Consider the following 22,712-nt stretch of genomic DNA (forward strand, 5'->3'; position numbering starts at 1 on the left):
GAGCCGCCCGGAGGGCGCCCGTGACCGCCCCCGCCGTCCTCGACGCGCCCCGCCCCGCGACAGCGGCGCGCCGCCGGGTGCTGCTCGCCCCGGTCACGATCACCCCCTCCAAGCCGCTCATGCCGTCCCACCTCAAGGGACTGTTCTGGACCGACGTGATGTACCGGGCCACCGCGTGCCTGGCGGACGTCGACTACCGCTTCAGCCACTCCACGTACCACCTGACCGAACAGACCCTCGCCTTCTGGGAGTTCCTCGACCGGACGCAGGGGGACACGGGCTACGCGGAGCTGACCGAGGACGACATCGGTTCGCTGTACGTACGCCACCGGGCGGCCGGGGACCGGGTTCCGGCCGCCGCGCTGCGCCCGTACGCCGACGCCGTCGAGCACCACGGGTGGGTGCACCCGGCCGCCACCCGCGTCCTCGAACTGTGGCGGGGCCACTACGCGCGGCTGGGCCTGTACGACCCCGGTCTCCTCGACCACCAGCCGCCCGGCCTCGGCCTGGAGGAGGCGCTGGAGCATCTGCGCGCGCGTGGGCTGTGCCTGGACCACCGGGCGGTGGGCGGTCCGGTCTACCTCGACCTCACACGGCACGGCCTGCCGCTGCGCCAGATCGTCACCGCCGACAGCCGGCCCAACTACCTCGCCTGCGCCCTGCGGGAACTCCTGCCGCTCGCCCCGCACTACGACGAGCTGGTGTTCCTGTACGACCGCGAGCTCGACCCGGACTACCAGCTCCTCGCGCGCGTGCTCGGGCCGCTGGGTCCCGATGTGCACCGGGTCACCGTGGGGCGGGTGCCGGTCGACGGGCGGATCCGTTCGGCCCGGGCGGGCGGCTGGCAGGGCCTGGACGCCGCCGCGCTCCTCGCCGCGGCCGCCGACCACGGCGAGGCGGCGATCCGGCTCGGCATGCGGCTCTACTTCATCGCCACGCTGGGGCCGGGCCAGGCCCAGTCGCACCGGCCCGACCTGCTGCGCCAGTGCCTCGGGCGCGCCGAGCGCCTGCTGGCGGGCGCGCCCGACACCGCCGAGCCGGACCTGCCCGCGCGGCTGGGCGTCCACCGCCGCGACCACACCTATGTGGATCCCTACCGGCTCACCACCAGTCTGCTCGGCCGGCGCCGTCCCGCGCCCGCGCGGGATCTGCTGAGGGAGGTGTTCCTGTGCCCCTGACCGGAGAACGGGCCTCGCCGCCCACGGCTCCCGTCCCGCTGACGCAGCGGCGGCTCCACGCCGAGGCGTCGCGGCGGCTGCGCGAGGCGCGGCCCGAACTGGTGCCCGCCGAGGGCGAGTCGGACGCGGCCGCGCTGCGGGCGGTGCGCGCCCGGGTCACCGAGCTGCCGGACGCGGACGCCGTGCAGGCGGTAGCGGTCGTGCGCAACTTCGACCCGGCGGCCTGGGTCCGTGAGGCGTCCGCCTTCGCGCTCGGTTTGGCACCCGACGCCGCGGCGGCCTGGCGCCGGTCATTCACCCGAACGGTGTACCTGGCCGGGAACCCCGAGAACCTGCTCGGCCGTTACTCCTTCGACCACCTGGCCGAGGACGGGTCGGTCGGCTGGTGCGGCCCGGCACCGGCCGCGAGCAGTGCGGAGCTGCGCCGTCTGCTCAAGCTGTTCCTGTCCACGGCCGCGTTCCCGGTGGGCCCGCCGAGAACGGTCACGGTCCCGGCCCCGACCGCCACTCGGGGCGGCTCCGGGACGCCGCGGCAGCACCCGGCGCGATCGGCCGCGCCGGGTTCCGGTCCCCCGCCGAGGGCCGGGATCCACCGCGACCTCTATCTGGCCGTCTCGGGCGTCCGGGTGCCCGAGGCGCTCGTCCACCTCAACCATCTGGTGGCCGAGGCCGTCCTGGACGGCCTGATCGTGCCGGGCGACCGGCTGACCCTGCGCTCCGTCCCGAGCCTGACCGGCGCGAGCGCGCCCTTCGCCGCGCTCCGCGTCGATGCCGACCCCACCCACCCCGACCGCCTTCGCGCCTTTGCCGCACTGACCGAGGAGACCCCCGATGACTGACTCCACCGTTCTGCCCGCCGACCGCCTCCCCGGCACGCCCGCGGGCACCCCGCCGGTCCGCCTGGGCATCCACGGCTCGCCCGACCTCGCCGCCGCGATCATCCGCGCGGCGGGCCGTGACGCGAGCGAGGTAGAGCTGGTCGGCTACGAAGTGGGCGACCCGTTCCGTGGACTGCGGGCCGGGGAGCTGGACGTCATGATCGTCAAGTACGGGCTGGAGGAGCCCGATCTGGCGGTGAGCCGGCCCGTGGCCCTCGACCCTCGTGCCGTGATCGTCGGCGCCCACCACCCGCTCGCCACGCACGCGTCCGTGTCGGTGGAGGAGCTGGCCGCGTACGAGGGGTTCCGCTGCCCGGGCGCGTTCCCCGAGTACGTGTGGGACGAGGTGGTGCCGCCCCGTACCCCCAAGGGCCGCAGGATCCGGCGGGCCTACGAGATGGGCACGGTGAAGGGCCTGATGGGGACGCTCTCCGGGACGGACGCGGTGCATCTGACGTTCCAGTCCCTGGAGGCGATGGCGCCGGCCCGGATGAAGGTGATCCCGATCGTCGACCTGCCGCCCGCGCCCGTCTCCCTCGCCTGGCTGCGCGACCCCGGACCGGCCGAGCACACGGCCCGGTTCATCGCGGACGCCGAGAACGGGAGCACCGCGCGATGACGGCGGCCGACGGCCGGGCGCCGGTGGTGCTGCTGCACGCGCTCGCCCTCGACTCCTCCATGTGGGACGCGCAGCGCGAGGTCCTGGAGCGGCGCGGCCACCGCGTCATCGCTTTCGACCAGCGGGGTTTCGGGGGCACCGCGCTCGGTGACGGTCCGCCCTCGCTGGACGCGGTCGCCGACGACCTGGCCCGCGAGCTGGACCGGCGCGGGATCGCGCGTGCGGTGCTGGCCGGGGTGTCGATGGGCGGCTACGTGGCAATGGCGTTCCTGCGCCGGCATCCCGGGCGGACGCGGGCGCTCGCGCTGCTGTCCACCCGGGCGCAGGCGGACGACGGGGCCGCGCGTGCGGCCCGGGAGGGGTTCGCCGCCCTCATGGAGGACCCGGTGAGGGGCCCGGCGGCCGTCGAGGCCACCGCGCCGCGACTGGTCGGCGCCACCACCCGGGCCGAGCACCCCCGGGTGCTGGCCCACGTCCGCGCTGTCGCGGCGAGGTCCGCCCCCGCGTCCCTGGCCTGGGCCCAGCGGGCGATCACCGCGCGCGAGGACGCCCTGGACGTCCTGCGGGACGCCGACATCCCGGCCGTGGTGATCATCGGGGAGGAGGACGAGCTGGTGACCGAGGCGGACGCGCGCGCGATGGCGGACGCCCTGCCCCGGGGGCGCCTCGTCGTCGTCCCCCGAGCGGGTCATCTGCCGCCCCTGGAGGCACCGGAGGCGACTCAAAAAGAGCTGGACGCGCTGCTCGACGAGCTGGAGGCGCTGGAAGCCCGCACCGGTGAAGGGGAAGCGCGCTGATGCCGGGCGAAGACCACCGGGCCTGGGGGTTCACGGGCCAAGAGGGGCGCGGGGAACGGCGTGGCCGCGAAGACCACCGCGCCTGGGGGTTCACCTCCTCCACCGGCCTGGGATTCACCCATCACACCATCGTCGACGCCCACTTCGAGGCGTGCCGGGACGCCTACCTCGCCCTGCTGGGGCAGGCGGGCATCCGGCCCGGCGCGCACGTCCTGGACGCGGGCTGCGGCGGCGGGGACTTCCTGCCGTGGCTGGCGGATCTGGTCGGGCCGCGCGGGCGGGTCTCGGCGGTGGACCTGGCCGGGGAGAACGCCGCGCTGGCCCGGGAACGGCTGGATCGCTGGGCCCCCGTCTGCCCGGTGGAGGTGCGCCGCGCCGATCTGCTGGAGCTGCCCTTCGCGGATGCCACCTTCGACGCCGTGTGGTGCGCGAACACCGTGCAGTACCTGAGCGACGGCGAACTGGCCATCGCCCTGCGGGAGCTGCGCCGGGTCGTGCGGCCCGGCGGCACGATAGCGGTGAAGGACCTGGACGCCCATCTGATCACCGCCCGGCCGGCCGATCCGTACCTCTTCGCGGACTTCTTCCGCGCGGCCGGCCGCACTCCCGGGTACGCCTCCCAGCTCCTGCGCACCCGGGACCTCTACCGCCATCTGAAGGCCGCGGGCCTGACCGATGTGCGGCAACAGACCGTCCTGATCGAGCACTTCGCCCCACTCTCCCCGCAGGCCAGGGCGTTCTACGCGCCGACCTGCGCCCGGCTCGCCGAACAGGCGGCGGCGCTCGGGCTGAGCGAGGAGTGGCGCCGGTTCGCGGACCCGGACGCGGCGGACCACCCGCTGGACGCGCCCGACGGATACATCAGCGAGGGCAATGTGCTGGCCGTCGCCACCGTGCCCGGCGAGCGGGAATTCCGGGAGCCCGCCGCTCGTTCTGCGGGAGAGAAGAACAGCTGACGGGCCTCTGGTCCGCGGGAGGCGAGACGTGAGCAGCGAGCAGGAGACCATCCGCAGGATCCTGACCGGGACCGGGGACACCTGGGCGGTCGTGGGTCTGTCGTCCAACGAGCGCCGCGCGGCGTACGGAGTGGCGGCGGTGCTCCAGCGGTACGGGAAGCGGATCGTGCCCGTCCATCCGAAGGCCGAGACGGTCCACGGGGAGCAGGGTTATCCGTCGCTGGACGCGATCCCGTTCGACGTCGACGTCGTGGACGTGTTCGTGAACAGTGAGCAGGCCGGAGGGATAGCCGACCAGGCCGTGGCCGCGGGGGCCAAGGCGGTCTGGTTCCAACTCGGGGTGATCGACGAGGCGGCGTACGAGCGGACGCGGGCCGCGGGGCTCGACATGGTCATGGACCGGTGCCCGGCGATCGAGCTGCCCCGGCTGGGCTGAGCCCCGCCGGGGGCCGACCCCGCCCCGGGGCAGCCCGCCCGGGGGCCTGCCCGCCCGGGGGCCTGCCCGCCCGGGGGGCCGCGTCCCGCGTGCTCCCGGCGCGCCGCGTCCGCGTCCCGCCGTCCGCTGTACCGGTCGTCCCGGCGCGCTCATACTGGCGCCATCCCCAGCAGTCCCCGAACGGACCCATGGGAGGCGCGCCTTGCCGATGTTCATCCGCACCCCGGACGGCCGGAGGCTGGCCGTGGAGAGCCGGGGCGACCCGCTGGGCAGGCCGGTGTTCCTGCTGCACGGCACTCCCGGCAGCAGACACGGCCCGGCTCCCCGCAGCACCGTGCTGTACCGGATGGGCGTCCGCCTCATCACCTTCGACCGGCCGGGGTACGGCGACTCGGACCGGCGGCCCGGGCGGCGGGTCGCACACGCGGCGGACGACGTGGCGGCGATAGCCGACGCCCTGGGCCTGGACGGGTTCGCCGTGGTGGGGCGCTCGGGCGGCGCGCCGCACGCGCTGTCGTGTGCCGCGCGCCTCGGGGGGCGTACGGCCAGGGTGGTGGCGCTCGTACCGCTCGCGCCGCGTGACGCGGAGGGCCTCGACTGGTTCGACGGGATGACCGAGGACAACGTCCGGGCGTACACCATCGCGGCGGGCGGTCCGCGGGCGGTGACCGCCGCCTTCGAGGGGCGGGCGGCGGAGATACGGGCGGACCCGAGGGCGACGGTCACCGCGATGCACGCGATGGTGCCGGGGCCGGACCGGGAGGTGCTGGCCGACGCCGCGATCCGGGCACTGCTGGTGCGCAACTTCGCGGAAGGGCTGCGCTGTTCGGCCGACGGGTGGGTCGACGACATCCTGGCACTCAGCTCGCCCTGGCAGTTCCGGCCGGAGGACATCCGTACGCCGGTGCTGCTGTGGCACGGGGCGCAGGACGTGTTCGCACCCGTGCGGCACACCCGCTGGCTGGCCGACCGGATCCCGGGCGCCCGGCTGGAGGTGCCGCCGGACGCGGCGCACTTCGGCGCGCTCGCGGTATTCACCTGGGCGCTGCGGTGGGCGGTGGCCTGAACGGGCCTGGGTAATGCAGCCCTCCAGCGGCGGGCCTCGTGGCATCCGGCGGGGCCGACCAGAACGGGCATGCCGAATGCAGTCGTTCGGCGGCAGTCACCACGGCATCCGACGGACCCGACCTGAACGGGCATGCGAAATGCAGTCGTTCGGCGGCGGGCCTCGTGGCATCCCCTGGGGCGCCGGTCGGGCGCGCCCGATAGCCGCCGCCCCCCACCCGGCGGCCGGGACCGCACCGCTCTCCCGGCCTCCCGCCTCCGGCCTCCGGTCACACCGGCTGGATCTCGATGTCCCGGTCCAGTCGTCGCCAGGAGCGGGCCGCCTCCGCGATCGGGTGGTCCACGCCCAGGCGTTCCGCGGCCGGTTCGATCACCGCCGCCCGCATTCCGGCCGCCTCCTCCCCCCGGCCCGCGGCCCGCAGGGAGACCGCCAGGTTCGACCGGCAGACCAGGACGTCCGGATGCCAGGCGCCGAGCTTGTCGAGCAGTCCCTCCAGCGCGACGTACTCCCACCGCTCGGCGAGGTCCGCCCGGCCCAGGTCGCCGTACACGTTGGCCAGGTTGACGGCCGCGCAGAGGGTGAACGGGTGCTGGGGGCCGAGCGCCCGCTCCAGCCGTTCCCGGACCTCCTCGGCGTCCTCGACCGCCTCCTCGGCGCCTCCGGTCTCCCGCAGGTGGACGACCACGTTCGCCCGGCACGCCAGGCTGTAGGGGTGGGACTCCCCCAGCGTCCCCCGGTACCCGTGCAGCATCCGCCGGGCAAGGTCCAGGGCGCGCCCCGGTGCGCCGGTGGCCGCGAGGTCGGCGGCGAGGCTCACCCCGCAGGCGAGGGTGTCGGGCGAGTCCGGTCCGTACCGGTCGTGGAAGCGCTCGTATGCCTCGGTCGTCAGCCGCATGGCCTCGTGCGGATGTCCGGCCCTGCGCAGGGAGACGGCGAGGCTCTTGGCGGCGCGCAGCACCTCGGGGGCGTGCGGGTCCAGGACGCGCCGCAGTCCCTCCACGACCTCGCGCAGGACCTCGCCCGACACCGCGTACTCGCCGGTCTCGCGCAGGTCCTGGGCCAGGTTCGCCTTGGTGACCAGGGTGTAGGGATGGTCGTCGCCCAGCAGCATGCCGCGGCGCTCCACAGTCCGCTCGTCCAGGCGCCGCGCGGCCTCGCTGTCCCCGGTGAGGCGGTAGTCGATGGCGAGGTTGTGCGCGGCGGTCAGGGTGCGGCGGTGGGTCTCCCCGAAGAGGCCCCGCATGCCCCGGTAGACCCACAGGTCGCGCTCCAGGGCCTCGGTGAACCGGCCGACGGCGCGCAGGTCGGCGGCGAGGCTGCCGGTGACGACCAGCACGGTGGGGTGGTCGTCGGCGGGGTGGAAGAGGCGCTGCTGGCGGGCGAGGATGTCCTCGTCCAGGGCCAGGGCTTCCTGGTAGCGGCCCTGCGCGCGGAGCGCGTTGGCCAGCTCGAAGCGGATGTTGAGGGTCTGGAGCGCGTCCTCGCCGAGCCGGCGGGTCCAGACGCGGTCCAGTTCCGCGCCGAAGGAGCGCGCGCTCTCCAGCTCGCCTCGGCGCAGCAGATAGCGGATCCGGTCGATCATCAGCTCACGGGCCCTGGGGTCGTCGCTGTCGGCGACGCCGGACGCGTTCAGATGCGGCCAGATCAGCTCGAAGGCGGGCCAGCTCTTGGGGTCGTTGACGGGGTCGTCCCGGTCGACGCCCTCGGTCGGCCGCGCCTGGGCCAGGATGCGGTGCACGACCCGCTTGGCCTCGGTCTGCTCCTCGGCGCTCAGCTCGTCGCGCACGGCCGCCTGGACGAGGCGGTGCACCTGGATGCTGCTGTCCGCCGGGTCCACCTTGGCCAGGGCGAACCGGTTCAGCGTCTGGATGACCCGGCCGAGCATGTACCGTTCGCGCAGATCGGCGTCGTACGGGAGCAGCGCGTCGAACATCGCGTCGCTGCCGATGAGCCGCATCGAGACGGGTTCGGCGGAGAAGAACGAGCAGATCTCCAGCAGGCGCACGGCGGCCCGGGACTCCTCGCGCAGCCTGCTGATGGAGATGGCCCAGGTGGCGCCGAACCGCAGCCCGTACGCCTGGGGCGTGCCGAGCGAGAGGACCGAGGTGCTCTGCTCCGCGAGCTGGCGCAGATAGGCGTCGACCGGTGTGGCCGTCTCGGCGAGCCAGGCCGCCGCCACCTCCACGGCCAGCGGCAGATCGCCCACGGCGTCGGCGACCCGGTCGGCGTCCTCGGGCGGCAGCCCCGCCACCCGCCAGGTCAGGTGCTCCACGCTCTCGAACCGGTCGAAGACCTCGACCTGGGTGCTCTCCACCTTCGGGGTGGCCGGTTTGTTGCGGCAGGTGGCGAGCAGATGCCCGTAGACCGAGGCGGGGAGCGGTCCGATGGCGTCGGGCAGCCGGCGCAGCGCGGCGTCCGGGTCCTCGACGTTGTCGAAGATCAGCAGCCAGCGAGGATAGCGCTCGCCGCGCCACAGCTCCTTCAGGGCCGCCATGGCCGCCTCGGCCACCACGTCCCCCGCCCGCAGGTCCATCTCGGCGGCGAGCTGCGCCAGGGAGGCCACCACCAGGTCGGGGCGTTCCGCCTCGATCCACCACACCAGGTCGTAGTCGGCGCGGAAACGGTGCGCGTACTCCAGCGCCACCTGGGTCTTGCCCACGCCGCCCAGCCCGTAGAGGACCTGGGGCAGGCGCTGGGCGGAGCGGCTGTCGCCGCGCAGTTGGTCGCGCACCCGGTCGAGCAGGTCGGTGCGGCCGGTGAACCAGGTGTTGCGCGGCCGTACGTTCCACACGCGGGGCGCGTTCCCGGGGAAGCGGGGCCGGTCGGGGGCGCACGGGAGCGCGGCGGCGGCCTCCGCCCGGCCGAGGGCGCCGAGCAGCGCGGCCGCCGCCTCGGCCTCGTCGACGCGCACCAGGTCCACCGCGCGAAGCCCGCCCGGCGGCGGCGTGAGCCGTACGTCGCCGACGCGCACGGGCAGCACCTGGCGGCGGCCGCCCGCCCGGTCCGGGGCGGGCCCGCTGTCCCACAGACCGCGTCCCGCCCGGGACTTGAGGTAGGGCGGGGAGGCGATGTGCAGCACGCGGTGGGCCTCCTCGCCGGGCTCCTCCTGGGAGCGCCCGGCGTGCGGGGAGCGCACGTCGACGGGGAAGGTGCGGAAGCCGGCCGTGCCGAGGACGGCGGTCAGCCACTCCACCCACATCCGGTCCTCGGACACGTGGTTGAGCACGATGTTCGCGGGCGAGGCGGGCCGGCGCCGGGTGAAGGCCGCGACATGGGCGTTGCGCAGGGCCTCGTCGATCGGCGGCAGTCCGGTGACCTGTCCGTCGGTGAGCACCGAGGTGAGCCGCTCGCAGGCGGCCAGCAGCGAACTGCCGAGGCCCGGCGGGTCGCCGAAGGTCGCCAGGACCTCCTCGTAGGCGTAGAAGGGCCGGTACGGGATCTCCACCGTGCCCCAGTAGACGTCGGCGGCCTCGCCGCGCAGTCCGCTGGGGAAGCCCTCGAAGCACTCCCGGGCGAGCGCCCGCCCGGCGTCGGCCTTCTCCTTCTCGCCCTCGTCGATCCTGGTCGGCACGGGCAGGATGCGGATGCCGCGCTCGTGGTAGCGCTCCTCGATGTAGCGGGCGACGGCCGAGGCGCCGTCGATGCTCTGGTCGCTCAGGGTGAAGCAGACGACGAGCACCTGGGGCATCTGGACCGTGCAGATGTCGGCGATGTCGCTGAGCCCGGTGCGGCTGTCGATCAGGGTGTAGTCGTAGTGGTGGCGCATGTCGTCGCCCATGGCGTCGAAGAACTGGCCGCCGCCGGAGTGCTCGTAGAAGTGGTCCCAGTCCATCCGGCCGACGACCGAGGAGTAGTCGCGGTTGCGGCGGCCGGCCGAGAGGAAGTCCAGGCTGCCGCCGCTGGGGAAGGACCAGTCGAGGGTGACGGCGTGCGGACGCACGCGCGCGTAGGCGCGGTGCCAGTCCGGGGCGCGCTCACCGGTGCGCCGGGCCTCCTCCTGGTACTCGGTGATCAGGTTGATGAGGCCCGGGGTGGCCTCCAGGTCGCGCAGGTTGAGGAAGGGGTGGAAGAACCGGTGCAGTCCGGGGGCCTCCAGGTCCCAGTCCACGGCGAGCACCCGGTAGCCGTTGGCCGCCAGGATCCAGGCGCAGTTGGCGAGCGCCATCGTGCGTCCGGTGCCGCCCTTGTACGAGTAGAACGTGATGACGGTCCCGTCACGGTTCTCGGCCATCTGGAGGGCCCTCCACCCGCTCGGCCTGGCTGTTCCCGGTGGCGCGCTGTTCTGGCTGGTCCCCGGTGCGGCCGCGGGCCGTCCGGCCGAGCCCGACCCCGCCCGGCAGGACGTGGGGCAGCGGGCTGCCGGGCCCGGCCGGCGGGCCCGTGCGGGCGGCGCTCTCGTAGTGCCTGACCGCCGACCGGACCGCCCTGGGGAGCTCCTGGCTGAAGGCTTCCAGAGTAGGCAGACCGCCGCCCTGCGTCAGGTGGCCGGGACTCTGCCGCAGTCTCGTGCCGAGGACTTCGTCGGCCACATGGCGCAACTCCGCCTCGCGCGGGCGGGATTCGGGGTCCGCGCGGTTCCACGGGACCATCACGCTGAGCCAGGGCCGCGGCTCGGCGCAGAGCAGCCGCACCAGTTCGCGGTGGCGCGGGGACTGGAGCGCCCAGCGGTCGAGCAGCAGCACTCCGGGGGCCTCGGGCGGCCCGGGGCGCAGCAGGCGGTCGGCGCGGTCCTCGAACTCGGCCAGGTGGACGGAGTAGTTGAGGTTGACCACGAGGTCGGCGGTGTGGCGGGCCAGCGGCCGGGCGGAGAGCGGGTGGTAGGGGTTCCAGTCGCTGGGCCGGGGGCCGTAGCAGTCGGGGCCGCGTCCGTGCGGCAGGCCGTCGCGGGAGCACGCGAGGACGGTGACCTCCAGGTCGCGGCCGGGCCCGGGGGCGGGCCCGAAGGCGGAGGTGAGGGTCGCGTAGTCCTGGTACGGGTCGCCGTCGGCCACCAGGGTGCGCTCGGCGACGCTCACGATCCGCTTGGCGAGCCGGTAGACGGCGTGTTCGTAGTGGTCGCGGAGGTAGGTGAGCTTGATCATCCCGTAGAAGCCCTCATCGGCGTACTCCTCGCCGAAGTCCGCGTGGTCGAACCGCAGCCTGCGCGCGGCCTCGGGGAGTTGGTGCGGCAGCACGGGCAGCCAGAGCGCGGGGACGATCGCGGGGGGCGCGCGGTGCTCGCTGCGCGACTGGTGGAGGGTCTCGCGCCCGGCGAAGGCGAACCACTCCCGGCCGCACTGCTCGCTGAGGAAGTAGCGCGGCGAGTAGAGCGGGACGAAGACACGGCAGTGCGCCAGCGCCTCGGTGATCTGGCCCTGCCAGTCCTCGCCCGGGCGCACGTGCTGGTCCATGAACCCGGCGGGCACCCCGGCCGGGAGCGCGGTCAGTTGCATCACGTGCGCGGACAGGTCGCGGAAGAATCGCCGTACCCAGAGGTCGGGGTCCTTGTCCCGGGGATCGTTCTTCGGCGTGTGCGCGTAACTCAGGAAGAAGTACGGCCTCGGCTCGTGCCCCCCGCCCCGCGCGGCTGCGTGCAGCACCGCTCCCTCCCGGTCCGAGTGGGTGGGTCCTCAGTGTAGAAAGCGAGCGATCCGCGGCGGAACCGCCTGTACGCGCCGTTTCGGGGGCGGCCTGTCACCCGCGCGGCGCGTTGCGCGCCCGCCAGGCGTCCCGGTGGCGCCGGGCGGAATCGGCGGCGGCGGCGAGCGCCTCGGGTGCCACCCGCTCCTCCCGCCAGGCCGCGGCTCTCTCCCCCATCCCGGCGACGAAGCGCTTGCCGGGGCCGGTGAGCGCGCCGCAGCGGGCCAGGGTGTCGATGGCCTCCGTCGTCTGCCGGCGCCGGCGCGCGAACTCGCTCTCCGCCCGCGCGCGCCCCGCCGCGGTCTCGGCGGCCGTGCGCCGCGCCCGCCAGAAGTCGGTGACCGCCAGATGCGCGTACGCGCCTTGCAGCAGGGCCCCGAGCGGCCGGGGGTCGTCGCGCCAGGGCGCGTAGTAGCGGTCGGTGTCCTGCGGGTCGTACAGGTCGCAGCTGTCGAGCACCGCGCCCAGCTTCACGTGCTGGAACTCATGGACGATCAGGAGGGCGAGGAGGGCGGGGGCGGCGGGGCGGGCCGCGCCCACGGCCCCGAAGGCGTCCCGGCAGGTGGCGCTGGTGTCGCTGCCCGCCCGGGGGCTCAGCGGGGTGATGGAGCGCAGCCCGGCGGAGATCCCCGGCGCGTACGCCGGCAGATGGCGCTGGATGAGCGCCCAGGCGCCCGCGAGCGCGTCGGCCCAGGCGCGCGCCCCCGAGGCGGGCAGGCGCTCCTCCGGGGGCCAGGGGTAGCGGTCGCGCAGCGGGTCGGTGTCCTCCAGGGCGACGGTCCAGCCGCCCGCCTCGAAGAGCCGTACGGGCTGCCAGTGCGGGGTGCGGCCGTCCAGGCCCTCGCTCCAGCCCATCCGGATCCGCCGGCCCCCGGCCCGTACGGTGAACCCGTAGGCCTGGGCGGTCAGTTCGGCCTCCTCGGCACCTCCCGGGAGCAGGGCCCTGCCGATGCCGGGCAGCCGCAGGGTGCCGTCGCGCAGCGGTACGACGACGGTGTCCGCGCGCCGGGCCCGCAGCGCCGCCGACGCCGCCAGCTCCGCGAGACCGCCCGCGAGCGCGGCGGGTTCCCGGCCGCCGAGCACGCCGAGCGCCCACGGCCGGAAGTAGGGGTGGGCGAGGGCGGCCTCCAGCGCGTGCGGCGCCGCCGTGTCCAGATCCAGCAGCAGCTCCCAGGCGGCGCCCGCCCGGCGGTCCGCCGGGTCCACCCGGCCGCCGAGAGCGGCGAGCAGACCCCGGTTGAGGTCGAGCTGGGCGACGGCGAGCCGGGAGACGGCTCCGGCGCCGCCGAAGCCGGCGGCCAGCTCGTCGAAGTCGGCCGCCTCCAGCGTCTGTTCGGGTTCGGGCCGGGTGGCTTGGCCGGTGGTGGCGGGCTCGTCGGCCCGGGCGTGCGCCGGGGGCTCGGGGAGCGACTCGTGCCTGCGGATGTTCATGATCAGCGCCATCAGGTCGGGGCAGAACACGGACGGGTTGTCGAAGCCGGTTCCGGTCCGGTAGCGGTGGGCGTAGAGGCCGCCGCCGCAGGACGCCACCACGGGACACGCGGTGCACCGCGCGCACAGCGCCTCGATCCCCTTCTGGCGGGCCAGCATCCCGGGGTGGGTGAGCACGTCGTCGAGACTGTGCTCGAAGACGTTCATGCCGGTGGCGGGGGCGCCGTCGTAGGACGTCTTGAGGCTGTCGGCCTGTTCGAAGGTGCCGTCGGTCTCGACGACGACCAGGTCGGCCGGGGTGAGCCCGAGGGACTCGGTGAGGCTGTCGCCGCCGCGCAGGGTGCGCCGGACGGACTCGAAGAGGCGTACGGGGACCGGCCGCCCCTGCTCGTCCCACCGCCGGTAGACGGCGTCGAGCCAGTCCGCGTACGGCGTGGGCGTGTGCGCGGGGCGCGGCGGCGGGTGGTCCCAGGTCGCGTGCGGCAGCAGGAAGTCGACGCGGGGAGGGCGCAGGGCGGCCAGCGCGTCGTAGACCGCGACCGGGTCGTTCTCCAGGTCGATGGTGCACAGCAGTCCGGCGAACAGCTCCCGGTAGCGGGGGCGGCTCAGCAGGGCGACCGCCTCGACGACGCGGGCGTGGCTGCTGCGGCCGTCGGCGTAGCGGCGGTGGCGGTCGTTTGCCGCGCGGTCGCCGTCGAGCGAGACGCCGACGTGGACGCCGAGTTCCCGGAAGAGTTCGCAGAACTCCTCGTCGAGCAGGACCCCGTTGGTGTGGATGCGCAGGTCGAGGGTGCTGATGCCGCGCAGGGCGCGTCCGAGCTCCTCGGCCGCGTGTCTCAGCAGGGCGGGCCAGCAGGGGTTCGCCGCCGTGCAGGACCACGTGGACGGCGGGGAGCCGGTGGCTCCGGGCGTGGGCGGCGATCCGGGCCGCCGTGGCGGCCAGGATCTCGTGCGAGACGGCCCTGGGCCGGCCGCGCCAGCTGGTGTCGGCGTGTTCGTACACATAGCAGTGGTCACACGCCAGGTCGCACCGGCTGTGCATCTTCAGGACGACCTGCGACACCACCGGAGGTGACCGGTCCATGGCCGGGGCCTCCGGCTAGAGCGCCGACTGGAAGGCGGCTACCGGAACCGTCGAGGCGTTCTCGGCGGCGATCAGGCGCTGGATCGCGACGGGGAGGTCCCCGCCGCGTGCCCGGGCGGCCTGTGTGTGCAGTGATGGCCTTTCACGGCCCTGACGGTCGGGCGCCGGACAAGGTCGTTCGGCGGCCGTGACGAGATGTCCCATGAATCCCCCCACCGGCGGGCGTGCCTGGTTGCGGGAGGGTGCTCACCCTCTCCGCACTTGTCTTCCCCGCATCGGCCACTCTCGCACAGGACCGCGCCGATCGGTCCGACTCCCGCGCATGGATGGCCGGTTCGCGCCATCCGGCGGGCCTCGCGGTACGTGACGGGAGCCCCGCGGGCACCACGGGCACCGCCGGAGCTGTCAGCGGGGTCGGCGCCGTCAGCGCTCGATGGGCACGGAGATCGCCATCGTCATCTCCACCGGCTGGGTGCCGTCGTTGCGGTAGGTGTGGCTCGTGGCGGCCTCGAAGGAGACGGAGTGGCCCGCCGGGACGGCGTGTTCGACGCCGTCCACGACGAGGGTGAGGGTGCCCTCGCCGACATGGATCAGCTCGAAGGTGCCCGCCGGGTGCGGGTCGGAGGCGCTGCCCTCGCCGGGCATCAGGTGCCACCGCCACATCTCCAGCGGGCCGGGCGCCTCGGCGCCCGCGAGCAGGGTGCTGGAGCTGCCCCCTTCGGTGGACCAGAGCCGGACGGCCTGGTCCGGCGGGACGATCCGCACGCTGGGCCCGCTCTCGTAGTCGAGCAGGGTCGTGATGCTCACCCCGAGCGCGTCGGCGATCTTCACCACGGTGCCGACGCTGGGGTTGGTCCGGGCCTGCTCGATCTGGATGAGCATGCCGCGGCTGACTCCGGCGCGGGTGGCCAGCGCGTCCAGGGTGAGGCCGCGCTCGGCGCGCCGGCGCTTGACGTTGCGGGCCAGGGACTGGGTCAGCAGATCGAGGTCCGACACATTCCGTCCATCATGGGGGCCACCCCGGGGCGACCGGCTACTATTTTGAATGACGCGTTCAGTGTAATGAACTACGGTCCGCTGCACCGAGCCGTTCACCGCACTGTACTGCGGGGGGAGGGCACGAGGCGGGGTCCGCGCTCGCCTTCGTGAGGCCGGCCGACGTGGCCGCCGACGGCCCCTACGCCTCGTCGGCCGCCAACTCCGCGACGGCGAGCAGCTGCTGCGGGGTGACCCCCTCGGGGATCGGCACCGGGGCGGGCGTGCGCAGCGGCGGCTGCCAGCCGTTCTCCCGGTCCCACGTCCGTACGACCCGGGCGGGCGCCCCGGCCACCACCGCGTGGTCGGGCACCTCGCCCCGGACCACCGCGCCCGCCGCGACGACCACGTTGCGGCCGAGCCGGGCCCCCGGCAGCACCACAGCGCCGGTGCCCAGCCAGCAGCCCGGTCCGATCTCCACGGGTTCCATCCGGGGCCACTGCTTGCCGACGGGCTGGTGCGGGTCGTCGTAGCTGTGGTTGGTGGAGGTGATGTAGACGTACGGGCCGCAGTACGTGTTCGAGCCGATGGTCACCGTCGTGTCCGCGATGACGTGGCTGCCGCGGCCCAGCACCACGCCGTCCCCGAGGGTGAGGATCGGTTCGGCGCCGAGGTCGAGGCCCGGCATCATCCCGGCCGTCAGCGTGACCTGTTCGCCGATGATGCAGTGGTCGCCCAGCTCGATCCAGGGTTCGCCGAAGACGGTGCCCTGCGGGAAGGCGAGCCGGGTGCCGGCGCCGATCCGGCGGAACCGCAGCCGCCCGGGGTGCTCGGCGGTGACCGCTCCGGCCCGCTGCACCCACTGCCAGCCGCGCTGGACCGCGCCCGCGGCCAGCCGGCGCCGCCAGGCGGTCAGCGAGGAGAACGTGTTTCTGTTCTTCGGCACCCGCACACGGTACTCACCGCCGACTGCGCCGGTCAGCGCCGGGACCTGTGATCTTCCGCTCAGGCCGGGCGCGCGGGCGGTCAGCCGCCGTGCGCCTCGCGGTGGTCCCGGGCCAGGCCCACGTACATCAGCGCGTTGACCTTGAGGCCCTCGCGCTCCTCGGCGGTGAGTTCGCGCCGGACCCGGGCGGGCACGCCCGCGACCAGCGAACCGGGCGGCACGACCATGCCCTGGGGCACCAGCGCCTGCGCGGCGACCAGCGAACCGGCGCCGATCACGGCCCCGTTGAGGACGGTCGCCCCCATGCCGACGAGGACGTCGTCCTCGACCGTGCAGCCGTGCAGGACCGCGTTGTGCCCGACCGAGACGCGTTCGCCGACCGTGACGGGGAAGCCGGGGTCGACGTGGACCGTGCAGTTGTCCTGGATGTTGCTGTCGGCGCCGACCGTGATGGGACCGCAGTCGGCCCGCAGCACCGTGTGGTACCAGACGCTCGCCCCCGCGGCCAGGGTCACCTCGCCGAGCACCACCGAGGTGGGCGCCGTGAAGGCCGCCGGATCGACCCGCGGCTTCTTCCCGCCCACCGCCGCGACCAACGCCCGCTCCGCCATGCGCCACTCCTTCGTACGGATCTCATCGCACCCAGGGGCACGGTAGGCGACGGGTCGCCGGGACGTGCGCCCGGGTGGCCCGTAGGCTCGCCGGATGGCACTCTTCCGGATCGAGCGGTGTACGGAGGCGGGCCCCGCCGAGGTGTGGCGGCGGCTCACCGACTGGCCGCGCCACTCGGGCAGCGTCCCGCTGACCCGGATCACCGTCGTCACGCCCGGTCCCACCGGCGTCGGCACGGTCTTCGTGGCGCGCACGGGCGCGGGGCGCCTGGCGTTCGAGGACCCCATGGAGGTCGTGGTGTGGGAGCCGCCCGAGGCGGGGCGGCCGGGCCGCTGCCGGCTGGAGAAGCGCGGGCGGGTGGTCACCGGCTGGGCCGAGATCGAGGTGCGTCCCGGCCGTCCGGGATCCGCGGGGGCGCTGCTGGTGTGGCGCGAGGACCTGCGGGTGCGGGGGCTGCCGCGCGCGCTCGACGCGCTGACCGCCCGGGCCGGGCGGCTGGTCTTCGGCCGCGCGCTGACCAGGATCCTCGCGCGCTGACGCGGGGCCCTCGCGCGCTGACCGGTCCGCTCACCCGGTGGGCGGGCGGGTCACTCCGCGGCGGGCACGTTCTCGGCCGGGGCGGCGGCCGTCTCCAGCTCGGCCGAGGCCTTCTTCGCGCGGTTCTTGACGACCAGCATCGAGACCACGCCCAGCACGGCCGCGAGGCCCAGGCCCACGTAGGAGAAGTTCTTCAGCCAGGACTCGGCGACCACACCGATGTAGTAGATCGCGGCCGTGGTCCCGCCCGCCCAGCAGATGCCGCCGAGGACGTTGGCGATGAGGAACTTCCAGTACGGCATGTGCAGTACACCGGCCAGCGGGCCCGCGAAGATGCGCAGCAGCGCGATGAAGCGGCCGAAGAAGACCGCCCACATGCCCCACTTCTTGAAGGACTTCTCGGCCATGGCGACATGGCCCTCGCTGAAGTGCCGCGGGAACCTGGCGCCGAGCCAGGCGAGCAGCGGCCGGCCGCCCTTGCGGCCGATCGCGTAGCCGATCGAGTCGCCGATGACCGCGCCGGCCACGGCGGCGGCGCCGAGGATCACCGGGTTGATGTGACCCTCCTGGGACGCCAGCAGCGCGGAGCTGACCAGGACGATCTCGCCCGGCAGCGGAATGCCGAGGCTCTCCAAGCCGATGACCAGCCCCACCAGGAGGTAGACACTGACGGCGGGGATGTTCTCCAGCCACTCCTGGATGTGCAACGCCCGTTCCTCCCGATCGCGACGGGCCGACGCCCGGCGTGCGCCCCCCTTGGCGCACCCCGGGCAGCCTACCTGCTCGCCCCGGGCCGACGGCGTGCCGGAACCGGCCCCGGCGGGCGGCACCCGCACGTTCCCGGCGCGCGGGCGGGGCGTGGATCAGGCGTTGGGGCGCAGGGTCCAGACGACGGTCATCTCGCCGGTGACGGCGCCGTCCTCGCGGGTGATCTCGATGGCGACCGGGAACTCGGGGCGCTGCCCCGCGTCCAGCTCCGCGACGACGTCCGCGATCGGGCGGCCCAGGGTGGCGGTGGCGGTGACCACGCCCATGGCGAGCTTCTTGTAGCCGATCTCGGCCTTGACGGCGAGCGGCACGGCGCGGTTCATCTGGTCGCCGAAGGCGGCGATCACGATGGCGCCGCTGGCGGACTCGGCGAGCGTGAACATCGCGCCGGCGTGCGGTCCGCCCACATGGTTGTGGTACGCGGCCCGGTCGGGCAGCCGGACCACGGCCCGCTCGGGGGTGGTCTCCAGGAACTCCAGCTCAAGGGTCCTGGCCATGGGAACGGTCGCGGCGAGCATCTCGCCGACGGACATCTGATCAGCGCTCATGCCATCGGATGTTACCCGTGAGTAGTAGACCTTGACCATCCCCTCACAGGGGCGGACGTCGAACGGGCCCCTCGGCCCCTCTATGGTTACTCGCCATGTGGCAAGGACAGCAGCCGCCCGGGGGCGAGCAGAATCCGCAGGACCCTAACCAGAACCCGTACCAGCAGCCGGGGTACCAGGCACCCAACCCGTACCAGCAGCCGACGCAGCCCGCGCAGCCCGCGGTCGGCGGCTACCAGCAGCCGGGATACGGCTATCCGCAGCAGCCCAACCCGTACCAGCAGCCGACCGTGCCGCAGTACCCGGTGGGTGCGCCGCCCGGACCGCCGATGCCTCCGCAGAACGGCGACGGCGACAAGAAGAAGACGACCCTGATCGCCATCGTCGCGGCGACCGCGGTCGTGGTCGCGGCCGTCGTCACCGGCGTCGTGGTGATGAAGGACGACGGCAAGAAGGACGACAAGGCCGACAGCAAGCCGCCGTCCAGCTCCTCGGCTCCCCCGCAGGCCTCCTCGCCCGCCCCGAACCCGCGCGGCGGCTCCACGGAGGACATGAAGCCGACGATCGAGGGCTGGAAGGTCATCGTGAACCCCAAGTGGGGCACGGCCTTCGACGTCCCGTCGGACTGGGAGTTCAAGGGCCCGTCGTGGGCCGGCGGGTTCGAGGACCACGCCAACCCGACCGGGAAGCCGATCATCATGCAGTCGGCGCCCGCGTACTACAAGCCCAAGTGGTGCAGCGAGGACTCCAACCACGACGGCAACACCGAGGACACCGAGCTCGCGGGCACCGGCACCAAGGGCGCCGACGGCGCCAAGAACACCGACGAGGTGGCCGGGAACCAGGTGCCGTGGTGGGTGTACGGCGCGTACACGCAGCCGGACAAGAACATCATCAAGACCACCAAGCCCGTCCCGTACACCACCAAGTCGGGCATCGTGGGCAGCGTCGCCCGCGCGTCGGCGACCGGGGTCAAGAAGACCAGCAAGTGCGACACCGACGGCCAGGCGATCACCTTCGGGTTCAAGAACGCCAAGGGCGACTTCGTGGCGTGGAGCCTCTACGCGGCCACCGGCGTCAGCGGGGCGGTCGACGAGGCGACCATCCAGAAGATCCTCAGCACGGTCCGCCTCGCCGGGGCGCCCACCGGCTGACCTCCCGTCGTGACGCGGTGACACCCCCGGCACCGCGCACGGCACCGCCGGACGGTTTGGCACATCGGTGCGGCGGCGGCGATAGTCCACAGGTGACATCTGCCGCCGCCGCTTCCCGCTTCCGCCGCCCCGCCTGGGCGGGCCGCACCTACTCCCTGCTGACCGCCGCCGCGATCGTGACCAACCTGGGCAGCCAGGGCGCGCTCATCGCCTCGGCGTTCGCGGTGCTCCAGTCCGGCGGCGACAGTGGCGACGTGGGTCTGGTGGCGGCGGCCCGTACCGTGCCGCTCGTCCTCTTCCTGCTCGTCGGCGGCGCGTTGGCGGACCGGATACCCCGGCACCACGTGATGGTCGCCGCCAACACCCTCAACTTCCTCTCCCAGGGCGCCTTCGCGCTCCTCGTCCTGACCGGCACTCCGGCGCTCTGGCAGATGCTGGCGCTCAGCGCGCTCGGCGGTGTGGGCCAGGCGTTCTTCGGCCCGGCCTCCGAGGGCATGCTGATGTCCAGCGTGGAGGGCGAGGAGGCCGGACGGGCCTTCGCGCTGTACCGGATGGCCATGCAGGGCGCGGGCATCGGCGGCGCCGCGCTCGGCGGTGCGCTGATCGCCGCCGTCGGCCCCGGCTGGGTGCTCGCGATCGACGCGGCCGCCTTCGCCGTGGCGGGCGCGCTGCGCGCTTTCATCGACGTGCGCCACCTCCCGCGGCGCGCGCCGGGCGGCGGGATGCTGGCCGATCTGCGCGACGGCTGGCGGGAGTTCACCGGGCGCCCCTGGCTGTGGGCGATCGTGGCGCAGTTCTCGGTCGTCAACGCCGTGGTGGTGGCGGCCGACGCGGTGTACGGGCCGCTGGTCGCCCGGGACCATCTGGGCGGGCCGGGGCCGTGGGGCCTGGCGCTCGCCGCGTTCGGCGCGGGCACGGTCGGCGGCGCCCTGGTGATGACGCGCTGGAAGCCGCGCCGGCTGCTGTTCGCGGGCTCGCTCTGCGTCTTCCCCCTCGCGCTGCCCTCCGCCGCGCTCGCCGTGCCGGTGCCGATCGGGGTGCTGGTCGCGGTGATGTTCGTGACCGGTGTGTCGATCGAGGTGTTCGGCGTCTCCTGGATGACCGCGATGCACCAGGAGATACCGGAGGAGAAGCTGTCGCGGGTCTCGGCGTACGACTGGCTGGGCTCGCTCGCCGTGGTGCCGCTGGCCACCGCGCTCGCGGGCCCCGCAGAGAGCTCCTTCGGCCGGACCTCCGCGCTGTGGGGCTGCGCGGCGGTGATCGTGGTCCTGACCGCCGCGGTGCTCACGGTCCCGGACGTCCGCAACCTCACGCGCCGCACCACGCCGGTGGCGGCCGGGCCGCAGGAGCCGCAGGCGGCGGTCGCCGCCGTCTCAGCCGATGCCGAACGCCCCGTCGGGGGGCTCGGGTGACGGCTTCGCCTCGCTGTCCGGTACGGGCGCCGCGCCCCTGGTGAACCGCCGCAGCGCCTCGCCGTGCTCGACCCGGGCCGGGAAGGCGTCCCCGGCGGTGAGCCGGGCGAGCGGGGCCAGGGGCAGCGGGACGTGCGAGGCGAGCAGCACCACGTTGCCGAACCGCCGCCCGCGCAGCACCGAGGGCTCCGCGATCAGTGCGACGTGCTCGAACACCGCCCGGAAGGTGGCCAGTTGGGGGCGGAGGAAGTCGAAGGGCCGGCCGTCGGCGAGGTTGGCCGCGTAGAGCCCGCCGGGCCGCAGCACCCGCTCGGCGACGCGCGCGTACTCGACCGAGGTGAGGTGCGCGGGCACCCGGGAGCCGCCGAACACGTCCGCGAGGAGCAGATCGGCGGAGTCCGCGGGGGCGGCCTCGGCCCAGGCGCGGGCGTCGGCCGCGTGCACCCGGATCCCGCTGCCGCCGGGCACCGGCAGATGCTCGGTGACCAGGGCGAGCAGCCCCCGGTCGGCCTCCACCACGTCCTGGCGCGAGCCCGGCCGGGTCGCCGCCAGATAGCGGGGCAGGGTGAGCGCGCCGCCGCCGAGGTGGAGCGCGTCGAGCGGAGCGCCCGGCTCCCCCGCGCAGTCGACGACATGGGCGAGCCTGCGGGCGTACTCGAACTCGATGTACGTCGGGTCGTCGAGGTCGACGTAGGACTGCGGCGCCCCGTCCACGGTGAGCAGCCAGGCGCGCTCCCGGTCCACGTCGGGCATCAGCTTGGCGGTGCCCCAGTCCACTGTCCGGCTGACCGGTATCGGCTCGTTCACCGTCCCATTGTGCGCCGACGGCGGCCGGGCGCCGCTACGCCCAGAGCTCGGCGACGGCCGCCGCGTGGGCGGCCGCCTGGGCGCGGCCCGCGCGGGCGGCCGGGGCGCGCCGGGCGGGTTCGAGGGAGTTGCGGCCGAAGGCGCGGCGGGCGGCGGAGCCGGGCGTGATGAGCTCCACGCGCGCGCCCGCGCCGATCAGCCTGGCCACCTGGGTGCGCGGCGAGTCCAGCGGGCCGCCGCCGAGCGCGAGCGGGGCGAGGACCAGCACCCGGTCGTAGCCCGCGGCGAGCTGGGCGTTGGCCGGGGAGTGCGCCCCGCCGTCGATCCAGCGGCGGCCCTCGATGGTGACGGCGGGCCACACCCCGGGCACCGCGCAGCTGGCGGCGACGGCGTCCACCAGCCCCACGCCGCTGTCCCGGTCGAAGACCCGCAGTTCGCCGCTGTCGGCCGCGACCGCGGTGATCTTCAGCCGCCGGTCCTGCGGCCACGTGTGGGAGACCAGCCGTCCGGCGATCACCTTCCGCCGGGCCGCCTCCGGACCCGCGCTCCGGGCGAGCGCCACCCGGCCCAGCTTCCTGCCGTACTCCTCGGGCGTACGGGAGGTCAGCGCCGCGCGGGCGAAGCGGAGGAGGGCGGCCGGGCCCAGCTGCGCCGGGATCTCACCGTCGGGCGGGGCGAGCTGACGCTCGTACAGCTGCCGCAGTCCGATCCGTCCCGAGGTGATCTGCGCGGCGACCACCGAGCCCGCCGAGCTGCCGACCACCAGGTCGGCGCCGCTCACGTCGACGCCCGCCTCGGCGAGCCCGTACAGCATGCCGATCTCCCAGCCCACGCCGGTGATACCGCCCGAGCCGAGCACCAGTGCCCTGTCCGTCATGCCGGAAGCATG

General features: G+C 74.5%; 19 protein-coding genes and 1 pseudogene. 10 read left to right on the forward strand and 10 right to left on the reverse strand.

Annotated elements, in window-relative coordinates; translation table 11 throughout:
* Positions 1-20 precede the first annotated feature (20 nt).
* The 7 genes from AC069K_RS07695 to AC069K_RS07725 all read left to right on the forward strand — a co-directional run bounded on the left by AC069K_RS07695 (position 21) and on the right by AC069K_RS07725 (position 5,930).
* A complete protein-coding gene (locus AC069K_RS07695) occupies positions 21-1,178 on the forward strand; it encodes a hypothetical protein (protein ID WP_478613159.1) in 1,158 nt (385 codons plus the stop codon).
* Entirely contained in the window at positions 1,169-2,017 is an 849-nt protein-coding gene (locus AC069K_RS07700) for a DUF6182 family protein (protein WP_478613162.1), read from the forward strand. Before AC069K_RS07695 ends, AC069K_RS07700 begins: the two co-directional genes overlap by 10 nt.
* On the forward strand, positions 2,010-2,675 hold the full coding sequence (locus AC069K_RS07705) for a LysR substrate-binding domain-containing protein (protein WP_478613165.1): 666 nt from the start codon (positions 2,010-2,012) through the stop codon (positions 2,673-2,675). Before AC069K_RS07700 ends, AC069K_RS07705 begins: the two co-directional genes overlap by 8 nt.
* Entirely contained in the window at positions 2,672-3,472 is an 801-nt protein-coding gene (locus AC069K_RS07710) for an alpha/beta fold hydrolase (RefSeq protein WP_478613168.1), read from the forward strand. The genes AC069K_RS07705 and AC069K_RS07710 overlap by 4 nt, the downstream gene beginning before the upstream one ends.
* Positions 3,472-4,428, forward strand: a complete 957-nt coding sequence (locus tag AC069K_RS07715) for a class I SAM-dependent methyltransferase (RefSeq protein WP_478613171.1) — start codon at positions 3,472-3,474, stop codon at positions 4,426-4,428. The genes AC069K_RS07710 and AC069K_RS07715 overlap by 1 nt, the downstream gene beginning before the upstream one ends.
* A gap of 28 nt (positions 4,429-4,456) precedes the next feature.
* Positions 4,457-4,864, forward strand: coding sequence for a CoA-binding protein (locus AC069K_RS07720; RefSeq protein ID WP_358836937.1), 408 nt, complete (start codon positions 4,457-4,459; stop codon positions 4,862-4,864).
* A gap of 208 nt (positions 4,865-5,072) precedes the next feature.
* Positions 5,073-5,930 (forward strand): alpha/beta fold hydrolase, encoded by an 858-nt coding sequence (locus AC069K_RS07725; protein WP_478613327.1) that lies wholly within the window; start codon positions 5,073-5,075, stop codon positions 5,928-5,930.
* Between the two features lie 268 nt (positions 5,931-6,198).
* Here the strand turns inward: AC069K_RS07725 and fxsT are convergent, their stop codons facing one another.
* The 6 genes and pseudogenes from fxsT to AC069K_RS07755 all read right to left on the reverse strand — a co-directional run bounded on the left by fxsT (position 6,199) and on the right by AC069K_RS07755 (position 16,596).
* On the reverse strand, positions 6,199-10,161 hold the full coding sequence (fxsT, locus tag AC069K_RS07730) for an FxSxx-COOH system tetratricopeptide repeat protein (RefSeq protein WP_478613174.1): 3,963 nt from the start codon (positions 10,159-10,161) through the stop codon (positions 6,199-6,201).
* Positions 10,145-11,509 (reverse strand): TIR-like protein FxsC, encoded by a 1,365-nt coding sequence (locus tag AC069K_RS07735; RefSeq protein ID WP_365104103.1) that lies wholly within the window; start codon positions 11,507-11,509, stop codon positions 10,145-10,147. The genes fxsT and AC069K_RS07735 overlap by 17 nt, the downstream gene beginning before the upstream one ends.
* A gap of 94 nt (positions 11,510-11,603) precedes the next feature.
* Positions 11,604-14,064: pseudogene (locus tag AC069K_RS07740) on the reverse strand (FxsB family cyclophane-forming radical SAM/SPASM peptide maturase).
* Between the two features lie 423 nt (positions 14,065-14,487).
* On the reverse strand, positions 14,488-15,060 hold the full coding sequence (locus AC069K_RS07745; RefSeq protein WP_365104096.1) for a helix-turn-helix domain-containing protein: 573 nt from the start codon (positions 15,058-15,060) through the stop codon (positions 14,488-14,490).
* Between the two features lie 181 nt (positions 15,061-15,241).
* Positions 15,242-15,985 (reverse strand): acyltransferase, encoded by a 744-nt coding sequence (locus tag AC069K_RS07750; RefSeq protein ID WP_365104093.1) that lies wholly within the window; start codon positions 15,983-15,985, stop codon positions 15,242-15,244.
* 80 nt (positions 15,986-16,065) lie between these two features.
* On the reverse strand, positions 16,066-16,596 hold the full coding sequence (locus AC069K_RS07755) for a gamma carbonic anhydrase family protein (RefSeq protein ID WP_365104090.1): 531 nt from the start codon (positions 16,594-16,596) through the stop codon (positions 16,066-16,068).
* 94 nt (positions 16,597-16,690) lie between these two features.
* Between AC069K_RS07755 and AC069K_RS07760 the strand changes: the two genes are divergently transcribed.
* On the forward strand, positions 16,691-17,134 hold the full coding sequence (locus tag AC069K_RS07760) for an SRPBCC family protein (RefSeq protein WP_478613179.1): 444 nt from the start codon (positions 16,691-16,693) through the stop codon (positions 17,132-17,134).
* Positions 17,135-17,184: 50 nt separating this feature from the next.
* Here the strand turns inward: AC069K_RS07760 and AC069K_RS07765 are convergent, their stop codons facing one another.
* Positions 17,185-17,841, reverse strand: coding sequence for a DedA family protein (locus AC069K_RS07765; protein WP_358836548.1), 657 nt, complete (start codon positions 17,839-17,841; stop codon positions 17,185-17,187).
* A gap of 156 nt (positions 17,842-17,997) precedes the next feature.
* A complete protein-coding gene (locus tag AC069K_RS07770) occupies positions 17,998-18,435 on the reverse strand; it encodes a DUF4442 domain-containing protein (RefSeq protein ID WP_358836553.1) in 438 nt (145 codons plus the stop codon).
* A gap of 110 nt (positions 18,436-18,545) precedes the next feature.
* Here AC069K_RS07770 and AC069K_RS07775 point away from each other — a divergent pair, with 110 nt between their 5' ends.
* Complete coding sequence (locus tag AC069K_RS07775; RefSeq protein WP_365104084.1) at positions 18,546-19,604, forward strand: DUF8017 domain-containing protein; 1,059 nt, start codon at positions 18,546-18,548, stop codon at positions 19,602-19,604.
* 92 nt (positions 19,605-19,696) lie between these two features.
* On the forward strand, positions 19,697-21,016 hold the full coding sequence (locus tag AC069K_RS07780; RefSeq protein ID WP_478613183.1) for an MFS transporter: 1,320 nt from the start codon (positions 19,697-19,699) through the stop codon (positions 21,014-21,016).
* On the opposite strand, the gene AC069K_RS07785 is transcribed toward AC069K_RS07780, so the two are convergent.
* Together AC069K_RS07785 and AC069K_RS07790 are read right to left on the reverse strand one after the other, a co-directional pair.
* Entirely contained in the window at positions 20,978-21,823 is an 846-nt protein-coding gene (locus AC069K_RS07785) for a spermidine synthase (RefSeq protein ID WP_478613186.1), read from the reverse strand. The genes AC069K_RS07780 and AC069K_RS07785 overlap by 39 nt on opposite strands.
* Before the next feature lie 34 nt (positions 21,824-21,857).
* Positions 21,858-22,700 carry a patatin-like phospholipase family protein gene (locus AC069K_RS07790; RefSeq protein WP_478613189.1) on the reverse strand — a complete coding sequence of 281 codons (843 nt, stop codon included), beginning with the start codon at positions 22,698-22,700 and terminating at the stop codon, positions 21,858-21,860.
* Positions 22,701-22,712: the final 12 nt, after the last annotated feature.

Source organism: Streptomyces sp. NPDC043908, from assembly GCF_056435525.1.